General features: G+C 43.5%; 11 protein-coding genes and 1 pseudogene. 6 read left to right on the top strand and 6 right to left on the bottom strand.

Annotated elements, in window-relative coordinates:
* Positions 1-188: 188 nt before the first annotated feature.
* From ACYCS5_RS07800 to ACYCS5_RS07810, 3 genes are all read left to right on the top strand, one after another.
* On the top strand, positions 189-722 hold the full coding sequence (locus ACYCS5_RS07800) for a MarR family winged helix-turn-helix transcriptional regulator (RefSeq protein WP_459761029.1): 534 nt from the start codon (positions 189-191) through the stop codon (positions 720-722).
* Between the two features lie 134 nt (positions 723-856).
* Positions 857-2176 (top strand): HlyD family secretion protein, encoded by a 1320-nt coding sequence (locus ACYCS5_RS07805; protein WP_029519336.1) that lies wholly within the window; start codon positions 857-859, stop codon positions 2174-2176.
* On the top strand, positions 2160-3410 hold the full coding sequence (locus ACYCS5_RS07810; protein ID WP_069011593.1) for an ABC transporter permease: 1251 nt from the start codon (positions 2160-2162) through the stop codon (positions 3408-3410). Before ACYCS5_RS07805 ends, ACYCS5_RS07810 begins: the two co-directional genes overlap by 17 nt.
* 122 nt (positions 3411-3532) lie before the next feature.
* On the opposite strand, the gene ACYCS5_RS07815 is transcribed toward ACYCS5_RS07810, so the two are convergent.
* Positions 3533-4093, bottom strand: coding sequence for an NAD(P)H oxidoreductase (locus ACYCS5_RS07815; RefSeq protein WP_029519338.1), 561 nt, complete (start codon positions 4091-4093; stop codon positions 3533-3535).
* A gap of 162 nt (positions 4094-4255) precedes the next feature.
* Here ACYCS5_RS07815 and ACYCS5_RS07820 point away from each other — a divergent pair, with 162 nt between their 5' ends.
* Positions 4256-4651 (top strand): winged helix-turn-helix transcriptional regulator, encoded by a 396-nt coding sequence (locus ACYCS5_RS07820; RefSeq protein ID WP_039273890.1) that lies wholly within the window; start codon positions 4256-4258, stop codon positions 4649-4651.
* A gap of 92 nt (positions 4652-4743) precedes the next feature.
* Here ACYCS5_RS07820 and ACYCS5_RS07825 read toward each other — a convergent pair whose 3' ends face one another.
* The 3 genes from ACYCS5_RS07825 to ACYCS5_RS07835 all read right to left on the bottom strand — a co-directional run bounded on the left by ACYCS5_RS07825 (position 4744) and on the right by ACYCS5_RS07835 (position 8145).
* Positions 4744-6033 carry an arsenic transporter gene (locus tag ACYCS5_RS07825; RefSeq protein WP_459761030.1) on the bottom strand — a complete coding sequence of 430 codons (1290 nt, stop codon included), beginning with the start codon at positions 6031-6033 and terminating at the stop codon, positions 4744-4746.
* Between the two features lie 88 nt (positions 6034-6121).
* Positions 6122-6472 (bottom strand): ArsR/SmtB family transcription factor, encoded by a 351-nt coding sequence (locus ACYCS5_RS07830; RefSeq protein ID WP_029519341.1) that lies wholly within the window; start codon positions 6470-6472, stop codon positions 6122-6124.
* Between the two features lie 80 nt (positions 6473-6552).
* Positions 6553-8145 carry an alkaline phosphatase family protein gene (locus ACYCS5_RS07835; protein ID WP_459761031.1) on the bottom strand — a complete coding sequence of 531 codons (1593 nt, stop codon included), beginning with the start codon at positions 8143-8145 and terminating at the stop codon, positions 6553-6555.
* Between the two features lie 185 nt (positions 8146-8330).
* On the opposite strand from ACYCS5_RS07835, the gene ACYCS5_RS07840 reads away from it, so the two are divergent.
* A complete protein-coding gene (locus ACYCS5_RS07840; protein WP_029519343.1) occupies positions 8331-9104 on the top strand; it encodes an alpha/beta fold hydrolase in 774 nt (257 codons plus the stop codon).
* A gap of 223 nt (positions 9105-9327) precedes the next feature.
* On the top strand, positions 9328-10554 hold the full coding sequence (locus ACYCS5_RS07845) for a sugar efflux transporter (protein ID WP_029519344.1): 1227 nt from the start codon (positions 9328-9330) through the stop codon (positions 10552-10554).
* A gap of 8 nt (positions 10555-10562) precedes the next feature.
* Here ACYCS5_RS07845 and ACYCS5_RS07850 read toward each other — a convergent pair whose 3' ends face one another.
* Entirely contained in the window at positions 10563-11780 is a 1218-nt protein-coding gene (locus ACYCS5_RS07850) for a macrolide family glycosyltransferase (RefSeq protein ID WP_459761032.1), read from the bottom strand.
* Positions 11781-11971: 191 nt separating this feature from the next.
* A pseudogene (locus ACYCS5_RS07855) lies at positions 11972-15279 on the bottom strand (pectinesterase family protein).
* Positions 15280-15305 lie beyond the last annotated feature (26 nt).

A 15305-nucleotide genomic window follows, 5' to 3' on the forward strand; every position in this document is an offset into this window, starting at 1 on the left:
ATCAAGCACTTCATTGTAAATATCAATGTAGGGAAAAGCTTGAACCATGGCACGAACAACCTCCATATGGTGAACAATCGCATGACGATTAACAAAGTTTAGCTTGAAATTCATTTTTGAATAGATTAAGATTAGTCGGCTAACTAATTTATTGATTGGAACATACTGTAAGAAGAAAGGAGAACCTTATGGATTTTGATTTACGGGACTTGCCCACTCGTGAGGCGCTACAAGAATTTTCTATGCGTATCCCCGAGATTGATGTAAGAGCAACAGAAGCTATGCTATTTTTTATGCGGGTATCTTCCAGCGTCTTTAAAGTCAGCTTTGAGGGCTTTGAGAAGTTCGGTATATCTCATGGGAAATTTTCAATATTAATTCTTCTATACCGCAACATCCATACAGGATTGCTGGCTACAGAGCTTGCGGAGAAAGTAGGGGTTAGCAAGCCTACTGTTACCGGTCTGCTTGACCGCCTGGAACGCGATGGGCTTATTATTCGATCTGTTCATCCTTCCGACCGCCGTATGAGCATTGTTAAACTGACCGAACAAGGAACAGAAATGATGGAAAGACTGCTGCCTATACATTTTACAAGCACTTCCACACTGATGAGCCACCTGTCCACCGATGAAAAGGAATTGCTCCTGACGTTACTGCAAAAAATAGAAAGTGGCATCCCTCAAGCAAAAGAGATATATAAAGTAGCAAAACCAGAATAAGTTTTAATTTTGCGTTTTAGTTAGCCGACTAACTTTTAAATTATTAAATAAAAGAATAAATAAAATGTACATATCAGGATATTTATTCGAGTCTATGTTTAACCCATTTTATGAATCTAAGGAGCGTATTACCCATGAATCGCACACAAGCCACCAGCCTCATCATCCCTCTCATTTCTATCGCCTGTCTGATCGGCGGGGGTTTCCTGCTCCAGACCAACGGACAAGATCAAGTCAATGCTTCGCGATCCGTTAAAGGCACAACACTAAATGCGGATAGCATTCATGTATCTTTTGAACAAGTAGGAGGCAAAGTCCTGAACATCCCGGTAACAGAAGAAACGAAGGTGAAAAAAGGAACTGTCCTTATGACTTTGGATTCCACAGATGTGGATCTGCAAATTGAGCAGCTGCGGACACAAATTGCCCAGTTCAATACGCAAATCAGCCAACAACAACAATCCATCAATTTAGGCTATACACGGGCAGCAACTCAGGAAAAACAGGCACAGCTAGATATCGCGCAAGCTCAAGTGACTGAGAGTAAAAGTCAGGCAGCATTGCAGCGGGCACAAGCGGCTGAGCGTCAAGCCACTGCTGCGGAACAACAGGTCAATAACGGGGTTCGGGATGAAGATGTTCAGCAGCAACGAATTGCTGTAGCCTCAGCAACCAAAAACGTTCAGACTGCGCAGACCAACTATAAGCGTAATAAAGCACTCTATGATGCAGGAAGTGCATCCAAAGCAGCGTTGGATGATGCCGAATCCTCTTTGACTTTAGCGACAAATCAGTTGAGTCAGCAAAAAGAGGCTCTACAAAAGCTACTTCATGGTGCCACTTCTGAAGAACGTATGCAGGCCAGTGAACAGACGACACAAGCAGCCGTTTCGGTAAAACAAGCCGAGGAAGAAATTCGCGGTGCCCAATTGTCCGTCGATCGTTCCAAGACCCAGCTGGAAACCATTCAGCAGAGTCGTCAACAGTTGGCAGATCAGAAGCTGGCTATTGACCTTTTAAAGCAACAAAAAGACACACAGGAAGTTCAGCTTAAAACGTTGCTGCTCAAAAAAGAACGCCTGGTGTTAAAAGCACCACAGGATGGCAAGGTGACTTCGATTAGTACCAAAGTCGGCGAAAATGTGGCGCAAGGTGCTCCTGTGATTACCCTGGAAACCAACGATTTATATTACGATCTCTATGTGAATGAAGAACAAGCGGGGAAATTCAAGGCCAATCAAGAAATTAAAACTCATATCTCTGGTCTCAATAAGGACTTGAAAGGTACGGTACGCTATGTAACTGCTGCACCACAATTCGCTAATGTGAAGATGTCCCGTGAAAAAGGAGAAGCAGATACCGCTACATTCCAGATACGTGTATATGTAACAAGAGAAGCAGCTTTGCTACCAGGCATGACAGTTGAGGTGAATACAAATGAAATCTCTTCGTGATGAATGGTCGTATCTGGTTCACTCCAAGTATCCGATTATAGCTATTATCTTCCCATTGATTGCCGTACTGGGGTATTCACTGTTGCTCCCAAGCAGCCAAATTAACGACGCTAACGTGGTAGTGGTGGATCAAGATAACACAGCTTACAGCCGTGAGTTCATTCAGAAAATAGATGCTTCCCCGTATATGAACGTAGCTGAGATTGTTTCGTATACGGACAACCCTGAACAGTATTTTTATCATGAGCAATATTTGGCTGTTATTTCATTGCCGCATGGTTTAGAGGACAATCACAATCGTTCCCTCTCCAGCCGCGTGGGTCTCATTCTCGATAATACCAATGTACAATCTATTACTTCGATTCGTACAGCTATGCAGGAAATTAGCGTTTCCGAGAATATGGAACTGTCTGTTCCAGCTATGTTGAAAACCGGGATGAACGCAGAACAGGCTCAAGGGGCCCTCAATGGTATCGCCTTGGAAGTGCGTTCCATGTTTAATCCAACGAATGACTATCAGAATACGACGATACTTGCATTCACTTGTATGTTCTCTTTTATGATACTGAATATAAATAGCTTACCTCTGGTCGCCAGACTCCGGGTTTCCAAGAGGCTGGCTGCTGAGCTGCAAAATCCGTTCAACATCCTGCTGCGTATGCTTCCTTATACGCTGTTTTCGACGGCTGGCTTAATCTTCTCTCTAGGGATGCTTAAAGTGTTTGGGGGAGGCCGTTTCGAGGCCAATCCAATTCTCTTTATAATTCCAGTTGTCCTGTATGTATTCGGTACCGTTTGTATCAATGTCCTGGTTGCATGGGGCGCTGCACATCCGGGAATAGCCATTGGCAGAATGGTGATGATACTCATGCCTGCTTTTGTTCTATCAGGGGCTGTTCTTTCCAGATCACTGTTTCCACCTTTAGCGATTCAAATCGGTGATTTCTTCCCCTTTGTATGGATGTATAAATTCCTGCGCACTATGGGTCTGCGTGGTGCACCTTTGCAGGAGATGCTTCCCGAACTCGGTTCTCTGTTACTATATGTGGGTGTACTCTCCTTGCTGGTGATCGCCAGAGCCCTATGGGAGAAACAGAAGCTGGCCAAGCAGACTGCGGGCACTGCTTCTGAAAAGGGATTACCACATCCCGTTGTTCCAGCAAGCACAACTGGCGGCGGGTTATCTATGCAAGGGGCACCATCAGCACCTATGCACGAGCCTATAAAAGGATAGAGTCTCGTCTACAAAATAAAAAAGGGTTAAGTGCCGTCTAACGATCCTTAACCCTTTTTCAATAATCAGGATTTTGTAAAATCCTCAATAATATTAAATTATCATTGTTATCAGAATAAAATTCACTTATATGCCCGACCTAATTGATAAGCGTGCTCCAGTAAACCTTCAATGTATTCTTTCGATTCGGATAAAGTATCATAGAAGAACTCCACCTTGGACTCTCTTACTCTTGCGTAACCAGCAATGGCTTTATTCAAATAATTAGTAACCAAATCGTGATATTCATACTTGATCAGATGTTCTTTCGTCCCCCCCGCCAAGCACATCCACAGAACCTGCTTTGACGTGAACTCCTGAAGTAAACCTATGTTCCACACTTTATCCAGGTACCCTTTTAGCATGGACGGGACACTATACCACCATAATGGAAACACAAAGACCAGAGCATCCGCAGCCACTATTCTATCCATCTCTTTCCGTGTTTCAGGAGCATATTGTTTATGGGTCGTATTCCAATCCAACTCATCTGCAGCGCTGTACACCGGATTGTATCCATCCCGATCCAAGTCCAAAATATCTACCTCGTGCTTATTCTCTTTCAATCCCTCTACAAAACGATTCATGACCGCAAGGGTTAGTGAATCTTCTCTAGGATGCGTGACGACCAATAAAACTTTCATGTATCCGTAACCTTCTTTCTCCTCATAATTGGTGAACCCTGTCTACAGATGCTATTATGGATGTTATACATTAAAGTGTGAAGTACGCACTTCAATGTACTGTAGGTACTTTAAGGTTCCTTAGTGCTTTTTGTACTACAGATCGGAGAGGGGGAAAAGTCTATGGAAGACAAAGCCAAAACCTATATGCTCGGGATCGAGGCAACTTTGGAGGTCATCAGTGGAAAGTGGAAAGGCATTATCCTACACCATTTAACCAGCGGCAGAAAACGTACATACGAACTTCGTCAACTCATTCCGAAAATCACCCAAAAAGTGCTCACCCAACAGCTTAGAGAGCTTGAAAAGGATGGAATCATCCACCGCATCATTTATAACCAAGTTCCCCCCAAAGTGGAATATGAGCTTAGTGAATATGGCTGGGATTTTAAAGATCTGCTTGATCGTTTTTGCTTATGGGGAGAAGATCATTTGGATAGGATCTATGGAGATAAAACAAAGGTGTTGGAAGAGTATTCTGTGAAGGAAAAAAGCGCTAAACAAGCACCACCTCATTAAGGAGGCGTGCTTGTTTGAAATACTATACCTAAGATGTGCACCTTGTTTATTCACCAGTCTCCGAAAATTTTCGAATACGAGCCCCTAAGGAATTATGAAATGATTAACCATAAATATAAGCCCAGTAGGGTCATAAAAAGTGTAGGAATAGTTAAGACAATGCCTGTCTTAAAATAAGTCCCCCAAGAAATTTTTACGTTTTTCGAACGGAGCACATGCAGCCACAACAACGTGGCTAATGAACCGATCGGAGTTATTTTCGGCCCCAGATCAGAACCAATGACGTTAGCATAAATCAACGCCTCTTTGACCATACTGGTTGTATGGGTGGCATCAATGGCAAGCGCATTAATCATGACCGTAGGCATGTTATTCATGACCGACGAGATAATCGCCGCAATAAAACCCATGCCCATGGTGGCCACAAACATACCTTGATCGGCAGCCGCTTGAATCACATGGGACAGCAGATCCGTCAAACCGGCATTACGTAGACCATACACCACAACATACATCCCGATGGAGAAAAATACGATAGCCCATGGAGCGCCCTTAATGACTTCTTTCATCGGCACTGCAGGGCTTCTTCGCGCCATCAATAAGAAAAAGATAGCAATAATACCGGCCACCACCGAAACGGGAATATTAAAAAATTCGCATGCAAAGTAGCCAACGAACAAAACCGCGAGAACGATCCAGGACATACGGAACATCTTTGGATCTTTAATCGCTTCCGCAGGCCTGATTAATTGTGTCGCATCAAACGTTTTAGGAATCCTTTTGCGAAAAAAAAGATACAGTACCCCTATACTTGCTCCTAAAGAAAATAAATTAGGTACAATCATGCGACTCGCATATTCCATAAAGGTGATCCCAAAGAAATCGGCTGACACAATGTTGACCAGGTTGCTGACCACAAGCGGAAGCGACGTCGTGTCTGAAATAAAGCCACTCGCTATGATAAAAGGAAAAACCATTTTCTCATCCAATTTCAATGCCCGAACCATCGCCAGTACAATCGGTGTCAGTATTAAGGCCGCACCATCATTTGCAAAAAAGGCAGAAACAACGGCGCCAAGAATGGTCACATAAACAAACATCCGGGTTCCGCTTCCTCGCGCAGCTCGTGCCATGTGAAGCGCCACCCATTCGAAAAAGCCGATTTTATCAAGCACCAACGAAATCAGAATAATGGCTACAAAAGCCAGTGTCGCATTCCAGACAATATGAGTAACTTCCCAAACATCATGCAAATCGACGACACCCACCAGCAAGGCGAGTATGGCACCGCCGCAGGCAGACCATCCGATGGACAGATTTTTAGGCTGCCAGATCACCAATACTAAAGTAGCTAAAAATATAATGCATGCCAACAAAATCAATGTTCTAAACCCCTCCATTACATTACCTTATAAACATATACTTACATAATAGCACCGTTATCCCTTAAGGAGATACACGGAACAGTCTTTAGGATGAACAAGCTGAGGAATCCGGTTCACAAAATGTGATCGGCTCCTCCTTATTCAGCCATTTTAAAATTTGCTTGGAGTCTGGCATACGCTCAAGAACAGCTTGAATATGCGGCTTATCGTCTACATTTAAGGAATAGTATACCCACTGACTTCGTCGTTCTTCTTTTACAATCCCTTGCGACTTTAATTTTCTCAAATGTTGGCTAATTGCTGGCTGCGTCATATCAAAGATATCTACAAATTCGCAAACACACCACTCTCTTTCTCTTAGCAGGGAAAGCATAGCCAGTCGAGTTTTATCGCCCAATAGCTTTAAATGATCGGCTACATAACCTAGTTGATCCAATGTGTGACCCCCTTCCACTCATATAACCATATGCTTATATACTAATGGAGCTCGGGTTTAATATCAATAACGAATAATACTTATTCGTTTACCAATTGCAGAATCCAGTCTTTTAGATCAACGATTCGCAGTGTTTTAGGCCGTGTATTCGTTCCAGAAATAATTAATGGGACAAGGGAATCTTTTTCGTGCAACGATCCATGAGCCCCTCCTCCAATGTGGGTGGGAGAACTTTCACCGACGAGTTCATATCCGGGTTGGACCGTGACGACAACATATCTTCCTTCATGCGAATTCATTGCCCCGTGTAGCCTCGCCAATACGTCTGGATATTTTCCATACTTGATCCGGTTGTTATTCACCGTAATATCCACAAGGTCCTCTTCACCCGACAATGTCCATGATTGTCCATATTCATCAATGAATTTTCCACCGGGATGATAAGAAAACAGCTTACCCTTTTTGCCCTTTGTAACATGAATATTGCTTTTACCATCTTTCATAGCGATAATGTCGAGCTTGTCCTCATTTTGTAAAAGCTTCACCACATTGGATAACTCCACGTTATCGTTAATTGCATAGATATAGGCCATCCGTTCATTAACGGCAATCACGATTTGGTCATCACTTCTTACAGGTTGATTTAATTTTGCAATACAGTAATGGCTCAAAAGAGGCCTTATATCCACAGTTGCTGCCTGTCGATCATCATAAACTGCACTTTGCCCACTGTCACCCATGACAATCCATATCGCATTGTTTACAGCCTGCTCCCAAGAACCATATGCGTTCAACACAGTTTGTAGTGCTTGATCTGCTTTTTCGATTCCCTTCAGTTGAGTCGGGCCCTTTCTATGCGCCAAATTATCATTCTCAGGAAAGTATGTGATGGTTACGTCTGGAAGTTTCTTCTGGCTGATTAGAAAAGCGGCATCTTTTGCGGAAAATTCATCGTTCATCCCAAATTTTTTCCACAAAGGAGTATTCCAGTTATTTTTCGGATTCAATTGTGCCAGAGCTGCATAAGATAACCATTTAGGCCCTGTTACTATCATTTTTTCTGGCACCCTGTTGCTATTCGCTATGAAGTCAGGCACTTTTAAGGCATGTTTCGTTTTCCCTCTAAAGACAATAGCATTGATGGACGCGGATTCTTTTCCTTTGTCAGCTAATTCTTCATGTATTGTTTTCGTTTTTTTGTTCAATTGAACTTGGTTTAATTGGTAAATAGCGTCATTAAATACTTGCAGTTGGTCTATCTTTAAAGCTTCTTTGGCACCATTGCCGTAGAGAATCATGCGTTTCTTTTGGTTGCTGTACCAAACGAGTCCGGGCACATGATGTTGGTCTGCATACGTTCCCGTTAATAATGTACTGTCGATTGTCACAGACATCGTGGGAAATGAACTCACTACATGCGGAAAATATTGCCCTTGATTTAAGAGATATTGCATTGCGGGTGCACGGCCTTCTTGAATTGCTTCTTGCAAAGGCTTATCCATTAAAGAATCAATCAAGATCACAATGACAGGTTTTTTGCCCATTTGATTTACTGTGATAGGTGGCTTCACACTTTGTTGTTTTAGCTGTTGACTGGAGTCCGCTCTACACCCCAAGACCAACAACAATAAACCTAGCACTAGTGCTATGGTAACTTTATTTTTCATGCCCATGTATGTGTCCCTTTCTTAGAAAAACTTGATCCTCTTATTTTTTTCTTGTACTAAAAAAATTATTCCTGCATTGGATCATCGGGACAAAGGTATCTCATACAAGCAATTAAAGTTACACCTCCATGAATTTTTTGGATCTAATAGGCCAAATTTAAGATCAAACCATTCAGGGAGGGAACATAACCATGACGACTACAAACATAAACGAATACTCCATGCATTATATGGATTCCGGTGAAGGAATGGCCATCCTATTCATTCACCCTCCAGTACTCACAAGCTTAAATTTCACATACCAAATCCAAGGACTCTCGCCCCATTTTCGAACTATAGCTTTTGATATCAGAGGACACGGTAAAAGTCAGCCTTCCGAGCAAACGGTTACTTACCCTCTCATTGTCAAGGATATTAAACATTTGATGGACCGGATGAGCCTTGATAAAGTATTTCTGTGTGGATATTCTACCGGAGGCTCGATAGTACTTGAATTCCTCTTGACTTATCCAGATCGGGCATGGGGAGGCATTGTTATCAGTGGAATGTCAGAAGTAAACGAAGGGCGACTAAGAAACAAAATTTCTTTGGGCATTGCTCTTTCCAAAATCGGTGCAGTCGGTACACTTGCCCTTTCTATTGCTTGGTCACAAACGAAACAGCTATCTTTGTTACGTAAGTTATTCAGCGATGCGAAGCAGGGAAATCCCAGGAATGTCGAGCAATATTATCGATACAGCTTGAAGTACAACTGCACCTCACGGCTCGGGGAAATCCAGCTTCCCGTCCTGCTTGTTTATGGTGAAGAGGATAAGCACTTTCATCCCTATGCCAAAATATTGCATCAACAATTACCGAAGAGTGAGCTTGTTTTCATTGAAAAAGTCGATCACCGCCTTCCTACGAAGGCCGCCGGATCATTGAATGAACTGATTAAGCAGTTCGTAGATCGCTTCAGTCTTTAAGGCAAATTCTACAGGAGAATTCCGCATACACATCTACACCCCCATCCTGATACTGTATCTTTGCCTGTATATGACATTGCATATGAGCTGCTCATCAAAGTGAAAAAAATTATATAATATTTTACACCATGTAAATATACAAATTATGCTAAAGTCATATGTAGTTTAGATGGGATAGGTATGTATTATTCTGCTTCTAAATCTGAAGGGGTGTAAAAATGAAATGCTAAAGCGTATTCAAAATCTTTTCGTTATCCCTAACTACCCGCTATTCATGATCTGTATGTTATTACAAGGTATGGCTATATCCATCAGCGCGCCTTTTTTGGCTGTATATTTTACAAGTACACTTGGCGTATCTGTGGGAACCTTTGGTGTATTTACAGCTGTGACTTTGATTTGTGGCATATGGATAAGCTCTCTGATTGCTAAACGTTCTGATACCGGCTTAGACCGTAAACAAATTTTGGTAATTTGCACGTTATTTAATGCCGTAGCCTTTGCAGGATATCTTGTAATCCAAAATTTTTATGTGCTTTTTGTTTATATGACGATCTTTACGGCCATTGGTGCTCCTGGGATGCCGCAGTTATTTGCCAGTGCACGTGAAGCAGTAAATCGCAGTAAATCTGCGGATCACGCCTTTGCGAATTCAACGCTTCGGTCTATGTTTTCTCTTGGCTTTATTACCGGGCCGCTTTTTGGTTCCTTTTTGATTGCACATACGGGCTTTAAGGGTATCTTTATGGGAACGACCTCTATTTTTGTTCTCATTGCTGTGCTTCTATTCTTTTTTATCAAGCAGCCTCCCGCTCAACTTAAACATAACAATCAACTTTCACTTCATCACATTACATTACATAAAAATATTGAGATTCTGATTCCCTTTTCCGTTCTTACTCTGCTCTATACGTCTCACTGGATGAATAATTTGAATATTTCCTTGTTCATCATTCACAATTTACAAGGCGACACGAGTGACGTTGCTCTAGTATCCAGTATTTGCGCAATTGTAGAAATACCCTTGATGCTCATGCTAGGCGTACTAGCAGCTAAATACTCCAACCGTTTGCTTATATTTTTAGGGGCATTAACAGGAGTTGTCTATTATCTCCTTGTCCTTATGTCTACGGAGATGTGGCAGCTATTCGTGGGGCAGCTTCTTCTAGCCTTCTTTGTTGCAGTGATTTCTGCCATTGGCATTAGTTACATGCAGGATTTGTTGCCCTCTCTTCCAGGGTACGCATCGACGCTATATTCCAATGCGACAACCATCGGAAGACTGGTGGGGAGCTTGATGGGCGGATTAACCGCTCAATGGATTGGTTACCGAAATACCTATTGGGTATGTTTGGCCCTGATCATCTGCTCCCTTGGTCTTCTGGCGATTTCAAAGAAACTAGAGTTTGAAAAATCTGCTACTTTAAAAGAAAGGAATCACAGTATATAGACTGCTGCTTATTTTTCTATGGTGGAGAAATGGCTCATGATTGTATCTGCCGCATGACTATACCCACCAGCCTGGCGTAATGATTCGCCGATCACATGAGCCTGTTCTTTATAGGTTGGATGACTCAATACCTCTAATAAGGCAGCTCTCAAACTAGCGGGTGTAAGCTCATTTTTATCCACAACAACACCCGCTCCCAGGTCCTGCACCCGACTAGCTACGATGGGCTGATCCGATGTTAAAGGAATCATGACCTGCGGCACATTGTAATACAGAGCTTCACTTGTACTGTTCATCCCCGCATGTGTAACAAAAGCGTCCACATGCTGGAGCATTTCCAATTGCGGAATATAAGGCTTGATTATAAAATTGTCAGGGATACACGAGGCCAATGGCTCCATGTCTGTATAATTGCCTGAAGACAGCACAAACTGCACAGGCAAATCGCGAAATGCTGCAAAACAAAGCTTATAAAATTCCAAGTCTTTATTCAAAATAGTACCCATTGAAATGTACACCGCCTGTGGATGCAGAACACGAAGTTGTTCGAACGGGAAGGAAGGAGCATCTTTACGCGGTACAATAGAAGGACCTGGAAAAATAAAACTGTGATCCAGTTTTTCGGCTTGCGGTTGAAAATAGCGGCTTGTATAAACGATTCTTAAGTGTCCGCCATGAGGAGCAATCTCTTCTATAGCCGGAGCGTCAACCTGAAGCTCATTAGCTAGTTGATGCGTTATTTGCATCGTAGCCGTGTATAACTTTTTTACCTCCGGATCATTGTCATTCATGCCTTGCCCCGATCCCAATGGCTCTACGAAAGCAAAAGAAGCGATAGAGCATACAGCAGGAATTCCTAGCTTCTCAGCAATAATCGTGCCTCCCCAGCCCATCAAAGAATCATAGATTAAATAATCATAGGTTCTGTTTTCAATAACTCTCAAAACCTCTGGAATAATCGGAAGAATCATACCTTTTACCACCATGTATACAAATTGATAATGATGTTTGTATTCTGCTGGCTTTAAATCAGAGTCTTTGGAAAAAGCATCATCCACAAAAGGGTAGGTGATCATCTGCGCTCCTGTCTGTTGAATTCTCGTACGATATTCTTCCGTACACACATAGTCAACATCCTCCCCACTGTCTACCAACCTTTTCACTAATCCTAGTGTCGGATTAACATGGCCTTCAGCAGGCGTGATCACTACTAACACACGTGCCATACGTTACACCTCCAAAATCAAAAATAAATTACAATTTGAAATAAATACACTTTAAACATAGCAAACATTTACCATATAAACAAGTATTTTCAATACCTAAAAATTAAATATGTATCCTCCACTCAAACGATAGAAATAAGCGAGGCTGAACGCTAGAAGCGCTTGCCCCGCTTAACCACTGAACATCAAATTTAAAGACGCCAATCCCAATGATCTGGTCCACTCAGAACAGCTTCAACGGTGTACTGGCTTGCTTCATCGGCAGTAAGCTGTTTGGCCCAAGGTACACGTTCGCTACTTCCTGCACCTGGTCCAAAGTTATCAAACTCTCCAAATCTTGCGGTCTGCTCATTGGATTCCTTGCCCCAATTATTCCAGCCGCCCGGCTTGATATGGTCATCCATATAGGTCTTCAAAAAAGTAACATGAGCGTAAGGGCGCCATGGCCGTCCGAGATCCACCTTGCCTGTTAAGCCATTTTCTGTTGTCAGACGACATTGAATAAATACAAATCCCAGCTTGTTCTCTTCTGTTGAAGCTGCTGTCACATATCCAGCACGCAGGCTGTGTATGATCGAGTTATCAAACACAGCGGGTGCATTGCCAAATATAAAATCTACACTGCCACTGATGTAGCTGTCCTTGAAATACTGTCTGCCACGGTTCACAAGCAACGTATCCTGTAGGCCGGTAATTTTGACATTGTGATACTTACCACGATCGCCTTCGGCATATAACGCTACAGCCTGCACCTGCCCGGTTCCTTCTGTATTGGCAACCGTGACATTCTCCAACACAAAATCAGGACTTTGCACACGCATGGTATAGCTGTTGCTTGTTCCTAATTCTTTTCCATCCACCACGGTTTTGGCCGTATCATCAAAAGCAATGATCGTTTTATCCCGATCTTCTCCGATAATACTCAGGTTTTTCTTAGAGGAATTCACCTTTATTTTCTCACGATACGTACCATTTTTGAGATGGATAACTGTCCTTGTATTGCTGTCGTCAGGGACTGCGTCAATAGCTGCCTGGAGAGATGTAAAGTCAGCAGGACCATAGGTCGCTACCACCACACTAGTGGGATGAGTTCCTCCTGAATCTGTCAGGTTGCGGATGGTGACATGGCTGAATTCCGACGTATTGTAATTCCATACATCGTTTTGTGGTTTGGATGCATCAGTAGCCAACCCGAACAATAGCGGTTGATGATCCGGCACATCTATAACCGTTTCACCAACCTTCTCCCAGTTCGTCACACCATCTGCGGACACCCAGCCGGTAACCTTTGGTCCTTGTCGTACCAGACGAACCGAATATGGCGTTGTAATAAACGTCTCCATTGACGCACGTTTCGTCTTACCCTCCGTTTGATCACGACTGATAAGAATACCCAGTTTACCATATTTAACAAATGCTAAAGACATAAAAGCCATTTTTGATCCAGGCTTCAGCGATTCACGAATCATTACACCCGCTTCGGCATTATCATCCACTGGGGTAATATGTTCCACACGGGCTGTAATTTCAGTGTCACCTTCCCATTTTTGATAAGCATAATGGAAAATATCTGCCTTACCGTCAACGTCTCCCGCTGACTTCAGTCTTATACTGCTGCCGCTTGCATCTTCTTTTAAGACCTGTGTATGCCCTTTTATATAACCATCGTTGCCCTCAGAGCCAATCTCTTCGCTGAGCCAACTTCCCGACGGCGCAGTCGTATTGACATGAATGGTAACAGGATTGGAAAATGCAGCATTCCCCTTGCGGTCGGTCACCCGTACAATAATATAATGGGTCCCGTCCATCACATGGTTCCAATTCATTTGATAAGGCGCAGTCTCTACTTTTCCAGCGAGTTTGCCGTCAATGATAAATTCAACATGAGCAATACCATCTTTGTCCTTGGCTGTTGCTGTTATGGTCGCATCCCGCCTGCTTCCAAAATATCGTTATGCTTTAGTGAACGTCCGTTTGCATCCGACACCTGAACGACAGCCTCTGGATTATTCACCTCATTTCCATTCGACAGCTTCTCAATAAGATCATTTAAATAGACCTCCAGATTCGTATAACCCTTGGCAAAATGAGCATACGCCCCTGTGCCGGCAAGCCCCTGACCGTTACGATCATCTGCATTATTGGGGTCCAGCCCATGGGCACGTTCCCATTCATCCGGCATTCCATCATGGTCACTGTCAGAAAGCTCCGTCGTCGTTACGTTAGAATCGTCATAAATCCACCCTGCTTCACGCGGAGAGTTAATAAATGCACCCGTTCCATTCTTCACATCATTCATAATTCGGGCGTCCACCGCATCTCTTCTTGGCAGCGTGGCTCCTGAGCCGGCAAGCACCTCCGTATATGCGGTTTGTGCATCTGTCGCTTGATATGGACCGTACGCATCGGGTGAGATTCCGTTGTCGTATTCCCCTCTGACTTCAATCGGCTCCGCCAAACGGGTGGACGGATCAATAATGGACCCAATGGATGTTCCAAGCTGCCAGTTGTCTTTCGTAACCGAGTCATTGCCGTACATATAGTTACCACCAATAAAGATGCGTGTTTTATATTTTTTACTACCCACGTCCACAAAGATTTGTCCGCGAACGTCCTGATATGTGTTAGGGCCATACTTATAATAGTTATTTAGCACATTATACGATCCTTCACCACCGCCGTATGAGGAGAAAAATCCCCAGTTATAAATGACATTATTGGTCATTTCCACAGCGTCGATTTGTTTTTTATCGGTTGGAAAACGCGGATTACGGCTTGCATTGTGAGCTAACAAGTTATGATGATAGGTGGAATTTCGTCCGCCCCATATGCCGCCATAGCCGTGGCGACCTTTCTGGTGCGTGGTCATTAGCATACTCTCCGACGCAATAGACCATTGTACCGTTGTATTGACGTTGTCATACAGGCTCAGTACCTCATCCACCGACCAGCTAAAGGAACAGTGATCAATCATTATATTTTTATGGTATCTGGCTCCTAACGCGTCATCCTCACTGGGGTAACGGTCGGTCAATCGGAAACGCAGGTAACGGAGAATGACGTTATCTGCATCAATCCCTGTTGTGTAATCGCTTACAGTTATACCGTCGCCAGGAGCTGTCTGACCCGCAACCGTCAGGTTGTTTCCCAAGATTTTAAGTGGCTCCTTGAGATGAATCGTTCCACCCACCCGGAATACGACCGTCCGATTATCGGAGCTGACCGCTGCGCGAAAAGATCCGGGAATGATCTGCTCCCCTTTGCCGTAGTCTGCCAGCGTGGTAACCTCATACACTTCACCTCCGCGTCCACCGGTAACATATTTACCGCCACCCTCAGCCCCCGGAAACGCCGGAATATCCGTCGCCACTTTTGCCCCCTTTGCGTTCTCTGTTCCTACCGCAGTCTCCGCTTGGATTAGTGGCGGGCACAAGGTCAACAACAATGAACCCACAACCACGTTACATAGCACCTTTTTCCATGTACGCTGCTTGCTCATATTCTGTTTCCTCCCTAAGATTTTCT

The sequence above is a fragment of the Paenibacillus sp. SEL3 genome (assembly GCF_054602585.1).

What these genes read in the sequence shown, in the direction of transcription:
- ACYCS5_RS07800 (WP_459761029.1), top strand. Translation starts at nt 189, where the DNA reads ATGGATTTTGATTTACGGGACTTGCCCACTCGTGAGGCGCTACAAGAA.
- ACYCS5_RS07805 (WP_029519336.1), top strand. Translation starts at nt 857, where the DNA reads ATGAATCGCACACAAGCCACCAGCCTCATCATCCCTCTCATTTCTATC.
- ACYCS5_RS07810 (WP_069011593.1), top strand. Translation starts at nt 2,160, where the DNA reads ATGAAATCTCTTCGTGATGAATGGTCGTATCTGGTTCACTCCAAGTAT.
- ACYCS5_RS07815 (WP_029519338.1), bottom strand. Translation starts at nt 4,093, where the DNA reads ATGAAAGTTTTATTGGTCGTCACGCATCCTAGAGAAGATTCACTAACC.
- ACYCS5_RS07820 (WP_039273890.1), top strand. Translation starts at nt 4,256, where the DNA reads ATGGAAGACAAAGCCAAAACCTATATGCTCGGGATCGAGGCAACTTTG.
- ACYCS5_RS07835 (WP_459761031.1), bottom strand. Translation starts at nt 8,145, where the DNA reads ATGGGCATGAAAAATAAAGTTACCATAGCACTAGTGCTAGGTTTATTG.
- ACYCS5_RS07840 (WP_029519343.1), top strand. Translation starts at nt 8,331, where the DNA reads ATGACGACTACAAACATAAACGAATACTCCATGCATTATATGGATTCC.
- ACYCS5_RS07845 (WP_029519344.1), top strand. Translation starts at nt 9,328, where the DNA reads ATGCTAAAGCGTATTCAAAATCTTTTCGTTATCCCTAACTACCCGCTA.
- ACYCS5_RS07850 (WP_459761032.1), bottom strand. Translation starts at nt 11,780, where the DNA reads ATGGCACGTGTGTTAGTAGTGATCACGCCTGCTGAAGGCCATGTTAAT.